Here is an 18107-nt window from a genome sequence, read left to right as displayed (position 1 = left end):
AAATATAATTTTGGTAGTTTTCATTCTTTTTTCTCGTTAATATGATTACGGTGTCTACAATTTCTTAGTTGCTCTACTGTAATATCTGTATCTTCTAATACATCATGTAAATAGGCGACGGCTTTTTCCGTATCTGTATCCATATAAGATGTGACTGTCATAGGATGAAGAATATAATCCTTGCCGGCTTTATCCACTTGACCAGCATGTGCTTTTTTGGCGATTTGAAATGCTAATTCTTGATACATTTAATTCAACCCTCGAATATTTTCTACAAACCGAATGCTTGGGTAATTCTTTTGACTATGATACTCCATCCATTTGGCTAGATAGATTAAATCGTCAAGATTGAAATTGAAATGATTTTTAACATAGTCCAAATTTTCTTCTTTACACTTAAATAAAGCACGGTATTTTTTCAGTTGTTCAATACTCCATTTTGGATATTGACCATGATTACATTTTTCGCATAGGAATCCACCATCCTTTTGTGAAAGTGTTTCAACTCTTGTACTACTACAATGTACACAGCCATCCACGAAAGGCTGAATTCCCTCTTGTTCGATGCAGTATTTTAGAACGATACATGCCCAGAAATAGAAATCATCAAGATTTTTATCGGCTGAGTTCCAACAATCCAACAACACATTGAATAGATTTTCTTCTTTTCGCGTTCTTTGAATCAAATCATGTAACACGAAGCAGCAGCTTGATTTAAGTAAATCTTCTTGAATATGGTAGTAATAATGAATGGTATGTCCCTGTAGCAACAAGGGCATCTTCATTTTATCTTCAATCATGAATTCGTTATAAGAAAAGGGCTGTACAAGCCGCAAATTCTTAGAATTTGGTTTGAACAGTCCTCTCGCATATAAAGTTAGAATGGAATCGGCCGTCAACACCTTGACTAAGCCATCCTTTTCTTTGTATTCAACAACACTTAAAACAAGCGCTTGAATTTTAGTCTTCATCGATTTGTTCCAATTCGTCTAAGCCAAATTCTTTGATCTTGTTTTCATGATTACGCCAATTCTTTTCTACACGCACAAACAATTCTAGATCCACACTGCATCCAAGCATATCCTTTAATTCTTTTTGCGCTTCAAGACGAATGGAGCGAATCATACTTGCTTGTTTTCCAATCAAAATACCCTTTTGTGACTCACGATCTACCACAACCATCATCTGAAGATACATACGGTTTCCACGTTTTTCCTTACGTTCAAGAATGACCGCTACACTATGAGGAATTTCCTCGTGTGTCTTAAATAAAATCTTTTCACGAACGATTTCACACATTCTAAAATTAATATCATGATCGGATTTCATTTCTTCAGGAAACATTGGCTCCCCTTCTGGTAAATACCCCTTAAATACTTTTAATAACTCTTCTAGGTTATCTTTATCCAATGCACTGATTGGTACAATGTCATTAAAGTCATATTGTTTCTGCCAATACATCAAACGCTTTAATAATTGTTCCTTTGGAAGCTTATCAATTTTATTCATAATCAAAACAACAGGTTTGTGCAGTGTTTCAATACGTTTTAAAATAAAGGAATCCCCTGTCCCAAAGGCTTGACTTCCATCTACAATCCATCCGATCACATCGCAATCTTCCATAGCAGAATAGGCATTTTTATTTAATACACGTCCAAGCTGTTGTTGCGGCTTATGAATACCTGGTGTATCCACAAACACATATTGACAATCTTCATGTGTTAAAATGCCTGAAATGTTGTTTCTTGTCGTATTTGGTTTATCCGACATAATCGCAATCTTTTCTTTCAACAATGCATTCAATAAGGTTGATTTTCCAGCATTGGGTCTTCCTACGATCGCAATAAATCCTGATTTATAATTACTCATTTTACCTCCGATTAAAATAGTTTAGGGATAAATACATAGAGCCCTATAATTGCAGCAAATATACTGATAATAAAGACAGCTCCTGCTGCCATATCCTTGATGTGTTTTGCCTGGTCTGTATGCTCTAAAGAGATGTAGTCTACACATCTTTCAATACATGAATTGATAATTTCACTAAACCAAACCATACAGATAGCTCCAATCAACAGTATCCACTCATTGAGTGTACAATGAAATAGAAAGCCAAACAAAATCACTATAAGTCCAAATATCCCTTGAAGACGTATACTACGATCACATGTGAAAGCATAAAACAGTCCTTCAAAAGCATATTTGAATCTACCTTTGAACCAATTCATCTAAAATCTCATCCTGTAAGGCGAACATGACCTTTTCATCCTCTTCCTTCATGTGGTCATATCCCATTAAATGCAAAAGTCCATGACAAAACAAGAAACAAGCTTCACGACGAATCGAATGGCCATAAGCCTTAGCTTGATCACGAATGGCTTGTACGTTAATAAAGATATCACCAAGCTCATATTGATCCTCTTCAATCAACATATCACTCATATCGTCTTGAATCGCAAAGCTAATCACATCCGTAGGACGATCGACATTACGATAATCACGATTGATTTCATGAATCTGTTCAGGTGTCACATAAATTACAGATAAACTCCAATCTCCCTTTCTGTCTAACACCTGGCAGGCACGTTCTAGTATCATTTCAAAGTCTTTTTTGTATCGATAGACACTTCTATCTTTTGCGTTGTTTGTAAAAATTATTTCCATGCCTAGATTATACAACAAACTAAAAAAGAGTTCAAAATGAACTCTTACTTTGTCGTTTCTCTAAACATTTTTGAGAATGAGATTTCAATATCTTTATTCTGTTTTACCGATTCATCATCTACTAACATCTTAGTCAATAAACGCATCGCAACAGCACCTAAATCATATTCAGGAATGTTGTATGTTGAAATCGTTGGACGCATCATTGTTAGATATTTTGAATTCAAGATACATACAAGTTCTGTATCATCTGGAATGGAATATCCACTCTCTTTACATGCATTCATCAAAGCGATGGCTTGAGAATCACGGAATGTGATAACCATACGACTTGGCTTATGACTCTTATAGTAGTCAGATAAGAATGTATAGCTTGACTTATAACTATCATCATAAGTTACATATTTATCGAATACTAAGCCTTTTTCTGCATAAGCACGGTCTACACCTGCTTTTAATTGTTCCATCATAGAAAGATTTAATTTATCTTCTACCATTGAAATATCATCAATACCCTTTCCGAAGCATTCATTCACAAATTCATAGGCCATGCGTTCAAAGTCAATATAAACATTTCCTACATTACCAATCTTTTGTCCTTTTAATTTGCTTCCAACAACTACCATTGGAATCTGGTATTCGTGTAATACTTCCATTTCATCTTCTGAGAAATTATCGTTAAATAAGATGACACCATCTACACGTGATTTAATAATAGATTCAATCACATCCTGCATTTTAGAAATACCCTTACTTGTCGTATGGAACATGATGTTGTAGTTGTAGATTTTTGCGACATCCATCAAACCATTCAAAATCTTTGCGTTATACGCAAATAATTTTTCACTCATAACGATTGAAATCGTAGTTGTTTTTGATAGCGCTAGCCCTTGCGCAATCGCATTTGGTTTGTAGCCCAATTTTTCAATGGCCTGTTGAACACGTAAACGTGTGTCTTCACGTACCACATTACTATCATTAATAACACGTGATACAGTTGCTAAAGAGACATCTGCTTCTTTGGCAACATCATAAATGGTAATTCTTTTCATCCTTATTCGTCCCCCTTGTTAAATATCTTCTTCAATCCACTAAACAATGCATCTGTGGCTTTACCTGTTACTTCTTCTGCTTTATCAACGGCACGAATAACAGAATCATTTGTACGAATCTCATCTACCTTTTCATCTGCCTTATCGATGACTTTACGTAAAGAATCATTTTTTCTTAATGTATCCTTTCCATACTTAAAGCCTTCAACAACTAAGCCGGCTGTACCTTGTAAAAATTCTTTTCCTGCAGAAACAGTCTGTTTAAATTGTTCACTTTCACTGACTTCAATTACTTTGTTCTTTGTAGCGGCAAGGATATCCTTCACATCATCCTTAGCATTTGCTAATGCTTCCTTCACTTTTTCTGGATCCTTTGCATCCTTTAATAAGTCACGCACATCATCATAGATCTTTTCAATTTTTGATTTAGCGTCCTCTATAATTCTTTCATTATCTGTATTTTCGGACTCATGCATAACTTCAAGTTCCTGAATCGATTCTTTTTCTAAATCATCAATTAATTGTTTTTCATCCATGTCATTCATCCTCCTTTGTTTCTAGACTCTCTTTGCCAGCCTTTTTAACCTGTATCCAGTCTTTGGCATTTTGCACATTTTCACTCACTGCGCCCACGACATTCATAAAAGCATCTCTAGCCGTTTGATTCACTTCATCAACCGTATTTGAAATATTTTCTGCCGTCTTTAATGGCGCATCCAATTTTTTCAATTGATCATTGGCTGTATCTAATGTTTTTGATACTTGTTTTAATGTTTCAATCAATTGTTTTAAAAATAAAATTAAATAAACTAAGGCAATTACACCTACGATTGGTAAAATATATGAAAATGCACGAGCTAACGTTTCCATCATCGCATCTATAGTCACAAATACCACCTCAGAAAGATTATAACATGAACTTTCTAACTTATCTATTGAAATTGAAACTTTTTTCACAAATGTGTAAACGCTACAAAATATAAAAGTACCTAATATACACTTCAACTAAATATATTCAATTGGTAATGCGATCATATCTTCAGTTAAATACATCTTTCGATCATATCGACACAAAATGATACCTGGCTGCACTTCCTTATTTGGAATATCTTTTAATGCCGAGAAATGTTTTCCCATCGCCTTTGTGGGATTACCCGTCATTTTAATTTCAATCGGATACAATTTCCCATCTTCATCAATTACTACATCAATTTCTCTTTGATCACGATCACGATAGAAATATATGTTTGAAATGGTTTTACCTGCATTTAAATGACTTTTTAAAATTTCAGAGACAATGAAATTCTCGTATATATTTCCAGCTTGAGCACCTGTCATAGCTGTATCTGCACTAGTCCACCTAGCTAAGTAACATACCAATCCAGTATCATAAAAGTAAACTTTTGGTGTTTTGACAACTCTCTTTAATATATTGTTAGAATATGGTTCCAACAAATAGATAATTCCTGAAGTTTGTAGTATAGAAAGCCATCGTTTAATAGTATCCGCACTTGTTTCTACTTCATTCGCAACTGCATTTATGTTTAATAATTCACCGCACCGTACCGCAAGGGATGTTAAAAACTTAATGAATTTTAACTCATTAGAAACATTTATAATTTGTCGAACATCTCTTTCGATATATGTTTTCACATAAGAAGAATAGTATCTTTGCCAATTCATCTCTCCATCTTGAAGTTGTGGCATACTTCCTCTATGAATCCAATACCACAAGTCAGAATAACTTTGAATTTGTAATTGTCTTTCATTAAAATAGGCTTCATTTGGGATAAAAGGCTTATTAAATTCAACATGATGGATTTCGCGTAACGACAACCCTTTTAATTCCACAATCGCCATGCGCCCAGCTAAAGTTTCACTGACCCCTTTCATCAATTCAAAAGCCTGTGATCCAATAAGCGCAAAGCTTCCCTTTTGTTTATTCGTGTCTACATACATTTTCAAATATCTAAAAATACTAGGTGCATATTGTACTTCGTCAATAAACACGGGTGGTTGATAGTTTTTAAAAACAAGTTTGTCTCTTCTAAAGCCTGTGTCAAAACAATTGGATCATCTAATGTTACATACTGAAATTTATCACAAACATTTTGTAGAAGTGTTGTTTTACCAACTTGTCTAGGTCCAGTAACTAATACAATTGGAAACTGTTCTAAACACTCTTTTATAGTTTCCTCCATATGTCTTTTAATATACATATCCGTTCTCCTTTCGGCTAATCTAAGATATAACCATATCATAGCCGCTTTTCTGTTTTTCCACAACCAAAAAAGAGAACAGGAAGACTGTTCTCTTATAAGATTTTCTCTAATTTATCTCTTAATAGATAGATATCTTTACTAGACATAAACACAAAGGCTGCTGGAGCTAGTTCTTTTAGCTTTTCTGCCGAAGCATCATCTACATCTAATAAAAGCGCATTTGGACAACGATCCATTAAGTCTTGAATTGTAACGGTAATCGTTTCGTCTTCTCTTACGGCATTCTTAGGAAAATCAAGCAAACATACTTGATCTGCCGTATTTAGACTTTTCGCAAAGTCATCCAAGAAATATTGTAAACGAGAATAACGATCTGGCTTATATAAAGCGACAACCTTCTTTTCTGGATATTTTTTACGAACCGCATCAATCATATAACGAATAGCTGTTGGATGGTGTGCATAGTCATCCACTAAAACACTATCCTTGACTTCATCAATCACAAATCGACGAGCAATTCCTTTATATTCCTTTAAGCCTTGTACAATTAAATCTGCAGGCATTCCTAACATATGAGCTAAGGCAAAGCATCCTAAAGCATCCTGCATAAATGGATCTCCTACCTCATTTAATTCAACATGAGCTAAGATTTCACCATTGTGCTTACAATCAAAATGCATACCAAATGGACCTTGTTCAATATTGATAGCTTGATAATCATTACCATCCTGCATACCATATGTAGTAACTGGTACATTATAATGCATATTTTTTAAGTGTGCGTCATCCCCAAAAATCACAACGCCTTTTTTAACTTGATTCGCAAAGCTTTGGAAAGCGGAAACATAATCATCCATATCTTTGTAATAGTCTACGTGATCCATTTCAATATTGGTAATGATCGCATAATCTGGGTGATATGCCAAAAAATGTCTTTGGAATTCACATGACTCCAACACAAAATGGTTGGCATGCTCTGGCATATAGCCATGTCCATCCCCAATTAAATAGGCACATTCATCCTGCAAGGCTAGAACATGACTTAAAATACCTGTTGTGGTTGATTTTCCATGTGTCCCGGCCACACAAATTGAGCTATAAGACTCTAATAAAATACCTAAGTATTCATTATAATAATACGTTTTCACCGTTGGATTGTCTAAGGCAGCCTTTACTTCTGGATGACTCGCATCAAAAGATAGACCAATGATAACCGTATCGTTATCTTTAATATTCTTTGGATCAAACGAATAAATTGGAATATTACGAGCTCTTAAATCATCTTCTGTAAAAATATATTTTTCGATATCACTACCCGTTACCTCTTTATGTTCATCATAAAGAATGCATGCCAAGGCAGCCATACCTGTTCCTTTAATACCAATAAAGTGATAAGCCATTTTATTCACCTTCTTTGTCAAATAAAGTTTCTTGTTTGTTGGTTTCCTTTTTTGGCTTTTCTAACATTTCAGAAAGATTCATATTTTCTTTCTTATCCTCTACCTTATATTCAGGAATCGATTCAGCTGGCTGCATACTAGGTAAGTAGGTTCCAAACATTGGAGATAAGATTTTTGAGAAATCTTCATCTTCTGGTTTTTGTAAAGAAATCGCATCATGAACCTTGTCGAATTCTTTCTTTGAATCCTCTACATTTCCAAAGATTGGAGAAATAACTGGTTGATAATCTAAATCCTCAGCTACACGACGAACTTTTACTGATTTATGACGATCATATTTGTATTCCTTTTGTTTCTTTTGTGGTTTTACCTCTTCACGAGTAACTGAATCAACGTCTAAGCCTTGGAAAATCGTTGTTTTCTTTTGTTTTGGCTGAATAATTGCCTTTTCAAAGATTGGAGAATTCATATAGTCTGTAGAATCTTTTTCTACTACCTTTGATTCTTCTACGACTGGTTCTGGCTGAACCACTTCTTCCTTGACTGGTTCTACTTTTTCAATAACCTTTGGCTGTTCTACAACTGGCTCTGGTGTTTCTTTAACTTCTTCTTTTGCAGGTTCTTCGACTACTTCATCTTCATCTTCTTCAATATCTTCATTGAAGATCGCATGCATTAAATCCTTTAACATAGTTCCTTCTCACTTTCTATTGTTTGACTCAAAAATGCTTCTATCTCTTCCTTTGTCTTACGAAGTGTAGAAACAAATCTAGAAATCTCTTTTCCATCCTTAAAACAGATAAAGCTAGGAATTCCCATCACTTCATATTCAAGTGCAATATCCATACATTGGTCTCGATTTAAGGAATAGAATTGTAAATCATTAAATTCTTCTTCAATTTCAGGTAAAAACGGCTTGATGTACATGCAGTCTGGACACCAGAAGGCTGTAAACATCATGACCTGAATCCTCGAATGATTGAGTGCCTTTTCAAACTCTTCTTTATTTCTTATATCAGTCATGGATATATCTCCAAACACAACGATAGATTGGCTGCCCTAAAGAAATGAATTTTTGTTCATATTCTGTAATCGCATCCTCATCATGTGTTTCCCGACGATAATCTACACTGACTTCGACCATTTTAAAGCCGGCATTTTGAAATTCAATTAAGCTATATTCGAACAAAGCACTGTTATCCGTCTTCATTTGAATCTCACCATCACGAGATAAAATACGCTTATATTGATCCAAGAACGTGGCACTGGATAGGCGTCTTTTTGCATAACGCTTCTTAGGCCATGGATCTGAGAAATTTAAGTGAATCACATCAACTTCACGAGGACCAAACCATTCTCCAATGGTGCTGGCATCATCTTGAATCAATTTTAAATGCTTGTCAGCTTCATCCTCATCATATTTTTTAGCGGCAATTCCCGCTGCACTTTCATTCTTTTCAATCGCAATAAAACCTGTATCTGGATACATCTTCGCCATATCCAAAGAATAGTTTCCTTTACCACATCCAATTTCGATATGTAAAGTATCCGTTCCTAATAGTTTTTTCCATTGACCCGCTTGTTTTGAGGGTTCTTTTACTAAACAATTTGCGTTAGGCAAGTAATCTGTTGCCCACTTTACTTTACGCATTCTCATATTAGCTACACAATGTCACGATCGCATCGGCATAAATACAGATAGCCTGTAATAGATTATCTAATTTAATACCCTCATCACGTTGGTGACATCCTCCTACAAACGCATCGGTTTCAATCACTTCATTTGGAAGTTCTGGACCATAAGATACGAAATTCTTAAATTTACGTGCATACGTTCCACCACCAATTGTGATTGGGCATGAGAAAGTATCGCCAGTATATTTTTGGTAGACACTCATTAAGTCTTTAACTAAACGAGAATCTGGATCTACGAACAATGGTTTTGAATCCCCACGATTTTCAGCTTTGATATTTGAAGTAAGACTTGCGCAAGCCTCATCAAATTTAGCCATGATTTCATTCCCATTTGTATCATTTGGATAACGAATATCAATTAAAATATCCGTTTTATTATCTTCCATATTTACAATACCAGTGTTTATTGTTAAGAATGACATATATAAACCATCCTTTTCAATACCTACTGGTTTTCCCATCCAATCCTTCAATAAGAAGTATAGATCTTTTGACAATTGATCATTGTAAGCCTGACCAATAAAGTTCAATAATAGAACCGCTGCATTTACACCATCATATGGCATAGCTGCATGGGCAAATGCACCATCGATATGAAGTGTAACTCCGTCAGCACTTCTTTTAATAGATCCTTTCACGCCTTGAGTATCACAATAGAATTTAAATAACTCTTCCTGTTGATAGCTCATCACTTCAACAGTTACATCCGCTTTCCCAATAACGATATTTGGACGACTTCCCGCATGAAGCTTTTTAATTACAGTAACATCATTACTTACAAGTCCAACATGTAAGCCACCCTTTTCTCCATAGATAACTGGGAAGTTTGCATCAGGTACAAAGCCCATTTGTGGAACTTCGGCATGATCTACATAGTAGTTCATACATTCCATACCTGATTCTTCATCGCATCCTGTAATCAACATCACACGTTTCTTTAATGGGATGTTTAAATCACGAATCATTTTCAATGCGTAATAACCAGCTAATGCAGGTCCTTTATCATCCATTACACCACGTCCAAAGATGTAGCCATTTTCTAAAGTTACCTTTAAAGGATTCTTTGTCCATCCTTCACCAAGAGGAACAATGTCCAAGTGGCCAAGAACGCCAAAAGTTTCTTCACCTTGCCCATATTCAACAACGCCAGCATATCCGTCCACGTCTTTTGTTTCAAAGCCATCACGTTTAGCCATATCTAGCATCGCATCTAATACGTCACGACAATTTTTACCAAAAGGTGCATTTTCAGCCTTTGTTGATTCGTCACGAACACTTTCATACGATACAAGTGTATTTAAATCTTTTAAGAAATCATCTTTATATTTAAGTACTTCTGTATTAAAATCCATAATTTTTCACCTCTACCCAACTATTTTACCACAACCATAGAAAAAAGGAACTCGCATTTTAACGAGTTCCTGACTTTTACGCTTCCGTTTTTTCTTCTTCTGTTTTTGGCTTTGGAAGTAAAGCTTTCGCGCTTACATTAATACGACCCTTATTGTCGATTTCTGTAACCTTAACATCGATGATATCACCTAGTTTTAATACATCTTCTACTTTTTCTACACGGTGATGAGAAATTTTAGAAATGTGTAATAAACCATCTGTATTACCAAATAAGTTAACGAATGCACCGAATTTTTCTAAACGAACAACCTTAGCCGCATATACATCGCCTACTTTAGCTACACGTACAATGTCGCTAATCATTTGTTTCGCTTTTTCGATTGTATCGTAATCATTGTGGTAGATCACAACCTTACCATCATCATCAATATCAATCTTCACATTGTCACATTGTGCAATGATTTCGTTGATCATTTTTCCACCAGGTCCAATCACATCTTTGATCTTGTCTGGGTCAATGTTCATCATCGCAATCTTAGGTGCATATGGACTCAATTGTTTTCTAGGTTCTGAAATACATGCCAACATGTTATCTAAGATTTCTAGACGAGCCTTGTGTGCTTGTGCCAATGCTTCTTCAAAGATATTTTTAGTGATACCTGTTACTTTGATATCCATCTGTAAAGCTGTGATACCATTTGTTGTTCCGGCAACCTTAAAGTCCATATCTCCAAAGTGGTCTTCCATACCTTGGATATCTGTTAATACAGTATATTTACCTGAATCATCATCCATAATCAATCCCATCGCAATACCAGCTACTGGAGCTTTGATAGGAACACCGGCAGCCATTAAAGACATTGTTCCGGCACAAATACTTGCCTGAGAACTTGAACCGTTACTTTCCATAACGTCCGCAACTGTACGAATTGTATATGGGAATTCATCAACACTTGGCAATACTTGAGCTAAGGCTCTTTCACCTAGAGCACCATGACCAATTTCACGACGTCCTGGATTTCCCATACGTCCTGTTTCCCCAACGCAATATGGTGGGAAGTTATAGTGGTGCATGAAACGCTTTGATTCTACAACTGTTAAGTCATCAATAATTTGGTTATCATTTAATGCGCCTAAAGTAGTTGTTGATAATACCTGTGTTTCTCCACGAGTAAACAAAGCAGAACCATGGACACGTGGCAATAAATCTACTTGTGAGTTTAAAGGACGGATTTCATCGATTTGACGACCATCTGGACGAACCTTGTCTTCAATGATCAAACGACGTACTTCGTCAGCTTCAATTCCACGACAGATTTCACGAGCCTGTTTAACCGCATTGTTCTGATCTTTTTCAGATGCATATTCTTTATTTGCGATCATTTCAGCTGCTTCATCTGTTAAATCATCAATTTTTCCGTAACGCTCTAATTTTTCTTTAATACTTACAGCCGCACGAATTTGTGCTTCAAAGTTTGCACGAACTTCACTGTCGATTGTTTCATCAACGGCATATAATTCGATTTCACGTTTTTCTTTACCACAAGCTGCAACAATTTCTTCCTGGAATGCACATAATTTCTTGATTTGTTCATGTCCAAACATCAATGCCGCAAGCATATCTTCTTCACTGACTTCTTTTGCTCCAGCTTCCACCATATTTAAAGCCTGTGCAGTACCAGCTACTGTTAAATCGATATCGCTTTCTTCCATTTGAGCCACTGTAGGGTTGGCAACCAATTCTCCATTGATACATCCAACCTTAACACCTGCGATAGGTCCATTGAATGGAATATCTGAAATACATAATGCCAATGAAGCACCAAACATAGCTGCCATTTCTGGACTTGCATCTTGGTCTACACTTAATACAGTGTTAACAACCTGTACTTCATTACGGAACCCTTCCGCAAATAAAGGACGGATTGGACGGTCGATCATACGAGCTGTTAATGTCGCATGTTCGCTTGGTCTTCCTTCACGACGTAAAAATCCTCCTGGAATCTTTCCAACAGAATATAACTTTTCTTCAAAACTTACTGTTAAAGGGAAAAAGTCAATCCCTTCTTTTGCCTGGTTTGATGCACAAGCAGTCGATAAAGTTACTGTATCACCATAGCGGATGATAACGGCTCCATCAGCCTGTTTTGCGATTTCCCCAGTTTCTACTGTGATCCCCCGACCACAAAAATCTAAATGAAACTCTTGTTTCGCCATTTTTTCACCTCAATCATACTTATATATAATAACAAATAAATAGCTAAAAAAAAAGTAATCTTTTCGATTACTTTCTTAAACCTAATTTAGCGATCAATGCTTTGTAACGGTCTAAATCTTTACCCTTCAAGTAAGCTAATAATTTTTTACGACGACCAACTTTTTTCATCAATCCACGTTGTGAGTGGTAATCGTGTTTGTGTTCCTTGAAGTGTTCAGTTAAACGGTTAATTTCTTCTGTCAATACAGCGATTTGAACTTCAGGAGAACCTGTGTCACCTTCGTGTACTGCATACTCTTGCATAATTGCTTTTTTTTCAGCTTTTAATAACATTTTTTTCTTCCTCCATGTATATTAGTCCTTTTCTACCGAGCGAAAGGTTGGAAGTTTCCAGACTCTCAGTACAAAAGCTATTAAATAATATCACTCAATCATCATAAAATCAACTAGAATCGTATTTAATATTTCAAGTCCTGCATCATTCAAATAGATGTGATTTTCACTATATTCAAAGTAAGCTGCATATTTTGACGGGAGTTTAACACTTGCTCATAGCCAAAATAGCCAAATGTCGTTTATGTACGGCTTTTTTTTCGTCAAATTTTTATTTTTTTACTGTTGTATGTGTTGTAATTGTGATATAATGGTTGTAAAGGATGGCGCTTCTATGAAACTGTATTATGATAAACGACTTAAAGATCCTACTTACTATATTCAGCAGGGATTTAGAAATGGTAAAAAAACGACAACCAAAAATATCAAAAGATTAGGTAAACATTCTGAGCTTCTTCTTATAACGGATAATCCTTTGGAATACGCTAAAAACGAAGTAAAAAAAATGAATGAGGAATATCGTTCTGGCAGATCTGAATTCATTGTTACTATGGACTTTAATGAAAGAATCCCTTCTAATGATTCTCCTTGTTCGAATTCTACTAGTTTGAACATTGGATATCTGTATCTTAAGGATATCTATGCCAAATTGAATCTGTCTGATTTTTTTAAATCAGTTTCTTCTGACCGAAAGATCACCTACGACTGTAATAAAATCTGTCAGTTTCTTACCTATGCAAGGATTCTGGATCCTGCCAGTAAATATGGAACATACGATAAACTTGATACATACTATGAGAAACCTCAGGTTGAATACCAACATATGATTCGTTTCTTGGATATTCTAGACAGAAACAGTGACAAATATTTAAAACATCTTTTTGACAATTCCGAAAACATCGTTAAACGAGATACTTCAGTTATGTACTATGACTGTACAAACTATTTCTTTGAAACAGAAAAGCCTGATGAGGAGATTGTTGACGAAGTTACTGGAGAAATTATCCTTGGACTTCGTCAGTTCGGAATCAGTAAGGAAAACAAGACATCTCCTATTGTTGAAATGGGGCTTATCATGGACAGCCGTGGAATCCCTATTTCTATGTGTATTCATCCAGGAAACACAAATGAACAGCTTACTGCCGTTCCACTTGAAAAAGAAGTTATAAAAATGACCGGAAACAAAAAGTTCATATATTGTGCGGATGCAGGACTTGGATCCTACAATATCCGTAAATTCAATGATATGGGTGGTAGAGCCTATATCGTTACACAGTCAGTAAAAAAACTTGGACAAGAGATCAAAGATATCGTATTCAACGATTCAAACTACCGTCTATTGTCAAATGACGATGCGATCACATTGAAAGAAATGCGAACATTTAATAAAAAAGACGCAAACAATCTAAGTCTATACAATGATTTTGCCTATAAAGCGATTCCAGCCAACACGGCCATGGATACAGGACTTTATGAAGAAAAAGTATATAAGAACGGTCGAACAAAAAAAGTAAAAGCCAAAGGAACATTACATCAATATATCATTGTCACTTTCTCTAGAAAGATGATGGAATACCAGAGGACTATCCGCGAAAGACAGCTTGAACGTGCTAAAAAGTTATTAAGACTTAAAGATCCTGAAAAGATAAAAAAAGGACCCAACGATATACGTCGATTCCTTAAGAACACATCATCTGATACAGCTAATTATGTGTTGGATATGGATAAAATCCATGAAGAAGAAAAATACGATGGATTCTATGCCGTCGCAACAAACCTTGACGATTCAGCCAAAGACATCCTAGCAGTAGCTCAAAATAGATACAAAATCGAAGACTGTTTTAGAATCATGAAGACTAATTTCGATGCAAGACCAGTATTCTTGAGAAAGCCAGAAAGAATACGTGCACATTTCTTGATCTGCTACACTGCACTACTTATATACAGGCTTATGGAGTGCAAGTTGGATGACAACTTAACTCATGTAACAACATCAAACCTAATAAAAACATTACGAAATATGAATGTAGTAAATATGGATGACATGTACTACAAATCCATCTATAGTGGAAGTCAGGCATTAGATGCATTAGAAAGATGTTTCGAGCTACAACTAAACAGAAAGTACTATAGACCAAGTGATTTAAACAAAATAGTAAAAAAAATTTCAAAATAGAAATCACATACAACATTTCAAAAAAACGAAAGTGCTAGATTAAACCTTGAATAAAGGCTTTCTAGCACTTTTTACTTTTTCAACTGTCAAACTCGGGATAATATCACTCAATCATCATAAAATCAACTAGAATCGTATTTAATATTTCAAGTCCTGCATCATTCAAATAGATGTGATTTTCACTATATTCAAAGTAAGCTGCATATTTTGACAAAACAGATGCATACTTCAATCTAAAATCACTTTGATACCTTTCATTCCACGCTAAAATGTTCAATCCAAACTTGGTACGCAAAGCCATCATAATCGCATCCATACTTCTTTCTAACAATGTTTCAGAAATATATGTAGGACAAGATCCTTTCAAACAATACTCTTTTAAGTTTGTCGTATTATCATAACGAATTCCATTGATTCTTCCACTAGCTCCGCATCCAATGCCATAAAAGTCTTGATCTTGCCAATAGGCTAGATTATGTCTTGAATGATGGCCTGGCTTACAAAAGCTTGAGATTTCATAATGAATATAACCTGCTTCTTCTAAAGTCTTTGTGATATATTCAAACATATCGGCCTCTAAATCCGAATCGATTGGTTCAATGCCAGTCTTGCCAAAGACAGAATTTTCTTCAATCTGCAAAGAATAAATAGATAAATGCGGTATATCTAAACTTAAAAACATTGAAATATCATGCTTCACATCTTCCATCGTTTGGTTGGGCAAGCCAAAAATCAAATCAATGGAAAACGTTGAAATCGAACTCTTCTTAATTTTTTCAATCACCGAAACAGCCTGACTAACCGTATGTCTTCGGTTGCACACTTGAAGAAGTTCATCCTTAAAACTTTGTACACCTAAACTAATACGATTGACACCTAAGCTTTCATATAACCTTAGCTTTTCATCACTCAATGATTCCGGATTGCATTCTACAGTAAATTCATCGATAGAAGCGGGAAAATAATTTCGTATTTCACTAAAGTCATTCACACTTAATAAACTGGGTGTGCCTCCACCAAAATAAAGAGTATGAAGATCATGGATCTTATACTCTTGAATTTCTTGAATCAACTGCTCTTTCCAATTTGAAAAGAACATTTCATTTTTTTGAACGCGAACAAAGTCGCAATAGCTGCATATCGAATCACAGAATGGAATATGCACATAACATGAGGGTACCATTAATCATCATCCATGCTAAGAACGGCCATAAACGCTTCCTGAGGAATTTCTACCGAACCTACCATCTTCATACGTTTCTTACCTTCTTTTTGTTTCTCCAACAATTTCTTCTTACGTGAGATATCACCACCGTAACATTTTGCCAAAACGTTTTTACGCAATGCCTTAATGTTTGTACGCGCAATGATTTTTCCTCCAATGGCAGCCTGAACTGGAATTTCAAATTGCTGCTTAGGAATCAAATCTTTTAATTTAACAGCCATCGCATTACCGCGGTTATACGCAAAGTCTCTAAAGACAATTGTAGATAGGGCATCGACAATTTGTCCATTCAATAAGATATCCATCTTCACTAATGAGCTTGTGCGATAACCACTAAATTCATAGTCAAAGCTCGCATATCCTTTTGTGCAGGATTTCATCTTATCAAAGAAGTCATAAATAATTTCACTTAATGGCATTTGGTACACCATCATCATACGAACATCATCCAAAACTTGAAGATCTACATATTCTCCACGTTTTTTCTGACAAAGATCCATCATAGGTCCCACATATTCCTTTGGTACCATGATGTCACATTTTACATATGGCTCTTCAATATGATCTACCTTTTGTGGCTCTGGTAAAGCCGATGGGTTGTCGATTTCTTCCATCGTACCATCGGTTTTATAGACACGATAAATTACGGATGGGCTTGTCGCAATCAAGCTTAAATTGTATTCACGTTCTAAACGCTCTTCTACAACGTCCATATGTAATAAGCCTAAGAATCCACATCGAAAGCCAAAGCCTAAGGCTTGGGAAGTTTCGGGTTCAAAATGTAGGGCTGCATCATTTAATTTTAATTTTGATAAAGCTTCCTTTAAATCATCATAACGCGCATTATCCACGGGATATAAACCGCAATAAACCATTGGGTGCATTTCACGATATCCAGATAGTGGTTCATCAGCTGGATTGGATGCGATTGTAATCGTATCACCGACACGGACATCTTCAATATTTTTAATGGCTGCACTCACCCATCCTACATCTCCACAGTTCAACTGGTCTTCTACTACTTCTTTTGGTGTACGAACACCGACTTCTGTGACTTCATATTCTGCACCCGTAGCCATAAAACGAATCTTATCTTTTGGTTTGATAGTTCCATTCTTTACAGAAACAAACGCAATAATTCCACGATATGAATCATAGAAAGAGTCAAAAACTAAGGCTTGTGTAGGCGCTTCTTTATTTCCTTTTGGACTTGGAAGCTTATGAACGATTTCTTCTAAGACTTGATCAACATTCAATCCAGATTTTGCGCTGATTTCAACGGCTTCACTACAATCTAATCCGATTAGGTCTTCAATTTCTTTTTTTACAACCTCTGGCTGTGCACTTGGAAGATCCACCTTATTTAACACAGGTAAAATTTCCAAATCATTTTCTAAAGCTAAATAAACATTTGCCAAAGTCTGTGCCTGTACGCCTTGTGCTGCATCAACCACAAGAATAGCCCCATCACATGCAGCTAAAGAGCGAGACACTTCATATGTAAAGTCGACATGGCCCGGTGTATCAATCAAATGAAACAAGTAGTCCTGACCATCCTTGGCATGATATACAAGCTGTACAGCATTTAATTTAATTGTGATTCCACGCTCTCTTTCTAGATCCATTGAATCTAGAATTTGATCTTTCATTTCACGTTTTTCAACCGTATCCGTTAATTCTAGGATTCGATCGGCTAACGTACTTTTTCCGTGGTCAATATGTGCAATGATACAAAAATTACGAATATTCTTTTGATCCATAGACTTCCC

At 35.6% G+C, this 18107-nt stretch carries 19 protein-coding genes and 1 pseudogene; 1 reads left to right on the top strand and 19 read right to left on the bottom strand.

Features of this window, described 5'->3' with window-relative positions; all coding sequences use genetic code 11:
- Positions 1–20 precede the first annotated feature (20 nt).
- The 17 genes and pseudogenes from DWY01_RS11770 to rpsO form a co-directional block, all read right to left on the bottom strand.
- A complete protein-coding gene (locus DWY01_RS11770) occupies positions 21–248 on the bottom strand; it encodes a hypothetical protein (protein WP_243001945.1) in 228 nt (75 codons plus the stop codon).
- Positions 249–971 (bottom strand): DNA repair protein RecO, encoded by a 723-nt coding sequence (recO, locus tag DWY01_RS02535; protein WP_117992767.1) that lies wholly within the window; start codon positions 969–971, stop codon positions 249–251. It abuts the gene before it with no gap.
- On the bottom strand, positions 961–1869 hold the full coding sequence (era, locus tag DWY01_RS02530) for a GTPase Era (protein WP_117992766.1): 909 nt from the start codon (positions 1867–1869) through the stop codon (positions 961–963). Before era ends, recO begins: the two co-directional genes overlap by 11 nt.
- Before the next feature lie 11 nt (positions 1870–1880).
- Positions 1881–2228: a diacylglycerol kinase gene (locus DWY01_RS02525; RefSeq protein ID WP_117992765.1), complete on the bottom strand. Its 348-nt coding sequence runs from the start codon at positions 2226–2228 to the stop codon at positions 1881–1883.
- Positions 2209–2664 (bottom strand): rRNA maturation RNase YbeY, encoded by a 456-nt coding sequence (gene ybeY, locus DWY01_RS02520; protein ID WP_117992764.1) that lies wholly within the window; start codon positions 2662–2664, stop codon positions 2209–2211. The genes DWY01_RS02525 and ybeY overlap by 20 nt, the downstream gene beginning before the upstream one ends.
- A 44-nt stretch (positions 2665–2708) precedes the next feature.
- Positions 2709–3716 (bottom strand): LacI family DNA-binding transcriptional regulator, encoded by a 1008-nt coding sequence (locus tag DWY01_RS02515; RefSeq protein WP_117992763.1) that lies wholly within the window; start codon positions 3714–3716, stop codon positions 2709–2711.
- 2 nt (positions 3717–3718) lie between these two features.
- On the bottom strand, positions 3719–4252 hold the full coding sequence (locus DWY01_RS02510) for a hypothetical protein (protein WP_117992762.1): 534 nt from the start codon (positions 4250–4252) through the stop codon (positions 3719–3721).
- Between the two features lies 1 nt (position 4253).
- On the bottom strand, positions 4254–4604 hold the full coding sequence (locus tag DWY01_RS02505; protein WP_117992761.1) for a hypothetical protein: 351 nt from the start codon (positions 4602–4604) through the stop codon (positions 4254–4256).
- 117 nt (positions 4605–4721) lie between these two features.
- Positions 4722–5399 (bottom strand): ATP-binding protein, encoded by a 678-nt coding sequence (locus tag DWY01_RS02500; protein WP_243001947.1) that lies wholly within the window; start codon positions 5397–5399, stop codon positions 4722–4724.
- A gap of 195 nt (positions 5400–5594) precedes the next feature.
- Positions 5595–5917 (bottom strand): annotated as a pseudogene (locus DWY01_RS11645) (AAA family ATPase); the annotation flags it as partial.
- Positions 5918–6030: 113 nt separating this feature from the next.
- The gene (gene murC / locus DWY01_RS02495; protein WP_117992760.1) at positions 6031–7338 is read right to left on the bottom strand and encodes a UDP-N-acetylmuramate--L-alanine ligase; all 1308 of its coding nucleotides are present in this window, start codon (positions 7336–7338) and stop codon (positions 6031–6033) included.
- Between the two features lies 1 nt (position 7339).
- A complete protein-coding gene (locus DWY01_RS02490; RefSeq protein WP_117992759.1) occupies positions 7340–8029 on the bottom strand; it encodes a hypothetical protein in 690 nt (229 codons plus the stop codon).
- Positions 8023–8361, bottom strand: coding sequence for a thioredoxin family protein (locus tag DWY01_RS02485; RefSeq protein ID WP_117992758.1), 339 nt, complete (start codon positions 8359–8361; stop codon positions 8023–8025). The genes DWY01_RS02490 and DWY01_RS02485 overlap by 7 nt, the downstream gene beginning before the upstream one ends.
- Positions 8354–8989 carry a tRNA (guanosine(46)-N7)-methyltransferase TrmB gene (gene trmB, locus DWY01_RS02480; protein ID WP_243001944.1) on the bottom strand — a complete coding sequence of 212 codons (636 nt, stop codon included), beginning with the start codon at positions 8987–8989 and terminating at the stop codon, positions 8354–8356. The genes DWY01_RS02485 and trmB overlap by 8 nt, the downstream gene beginning before the upstream one ends.
- A 7-nt stretch (positions 8990–8996) precedes the next feature.
- Positions 8997–10385 carry a dipeptidase PepV gene (pepV, locus tag DWY01_RS02475; protein ID WP_117992756.1) on the bottom strand — a complete coding sequence of 463 codons (1389 nt, stop codon included), beginning with the start codon at positions 10383–10385 and terminating at the stop codon, positions 8997–8999.
- A gap of 76 nt (positions 10386–10461) precedes the next feature.
- Positions 10462–12603, bottom strand: coding sequence for a polyribonucleotide nucleotidyltransferase (gene pnp / locus DWY01_RS02470; protein WP_117992755.1), 2142 nt, complete (start codon positions 12601–12603; stop codon positions 10462–10464).
- Positions 12604–12670: 67 nt separating this feature from the next.
- A complete protein-coding gene (gene rpsO, locus DWY01_RS02465) occupies positions 12671–12937 on the bottom strand; it encodes a 30S ribosomal protein S15 (RefSeq protein WP_117992754.1) in 267 nt (88 codons plus the stop codon).
- A gap of 334 nt (positions 12938–13271) precedes the next feature.
- On the opposite strand from rpsO, the gene DWY01_RS02460 reads away from it, so the two are divergent.
- The gene (locus tag DWY01_RS02460) at positions 13272–15113 is read left to right on the top strand and encodes an IS1634 family transposase (protein ID WP_117992753.1); all 1842 of its coding nucleotides are present in this window, start codon (positions 13272–13274) and stop codon (positions 15111–15113) included.
- A gap of 103 nt (positions 15114–15216) precedes the next feature.
- Here DWY01_RS02460 and hemW read toward each other — a convergent pair whose 3' ends face one another.
- Positions 15217–16296 carry a radical SAM family heme chaperone HemW gene (gene hemW, locus DWY01_RS02455; protein WP_117992752.1) on the bottom strand — a complete coding sequence of 360 codons (1080 nt, stop codon included), beginning with the start codon at positions 16294–16296 and terminating at the stop codon, positions 15217–15219.
- Positions 16296–18098: a translation elongation factor 4 gene (gene lepA, locus DWY01_RS02450; protein WP_117992751.1), complete on the bottom strand. Its 1803-nt coding sequence runs from the start codon at positions 18096–18098 to the stop codon at positions 16296–16298. Before lepA ends, hemW begins: the two co-directional genes overlap by 1 nt.
- Between the last annotated feature and the right edge of the window lie 9 nt (positions 18099–18107).

Origin of the sequence: Eubacterium sp. AF22-8LB (assembly GCF_003458715.1) — a bacterium.
Classification (GTDB): domain Bacteria; phylum Bacillota_I; class Bacilli_A; order Erysipelotrichales; family Erysipelotrichaceae; genus Holdemanella.
Note: the sequence above shows the minus strand (reverse complement) of the source record. Positions and strands in the feature narration are given on the sequence as shown.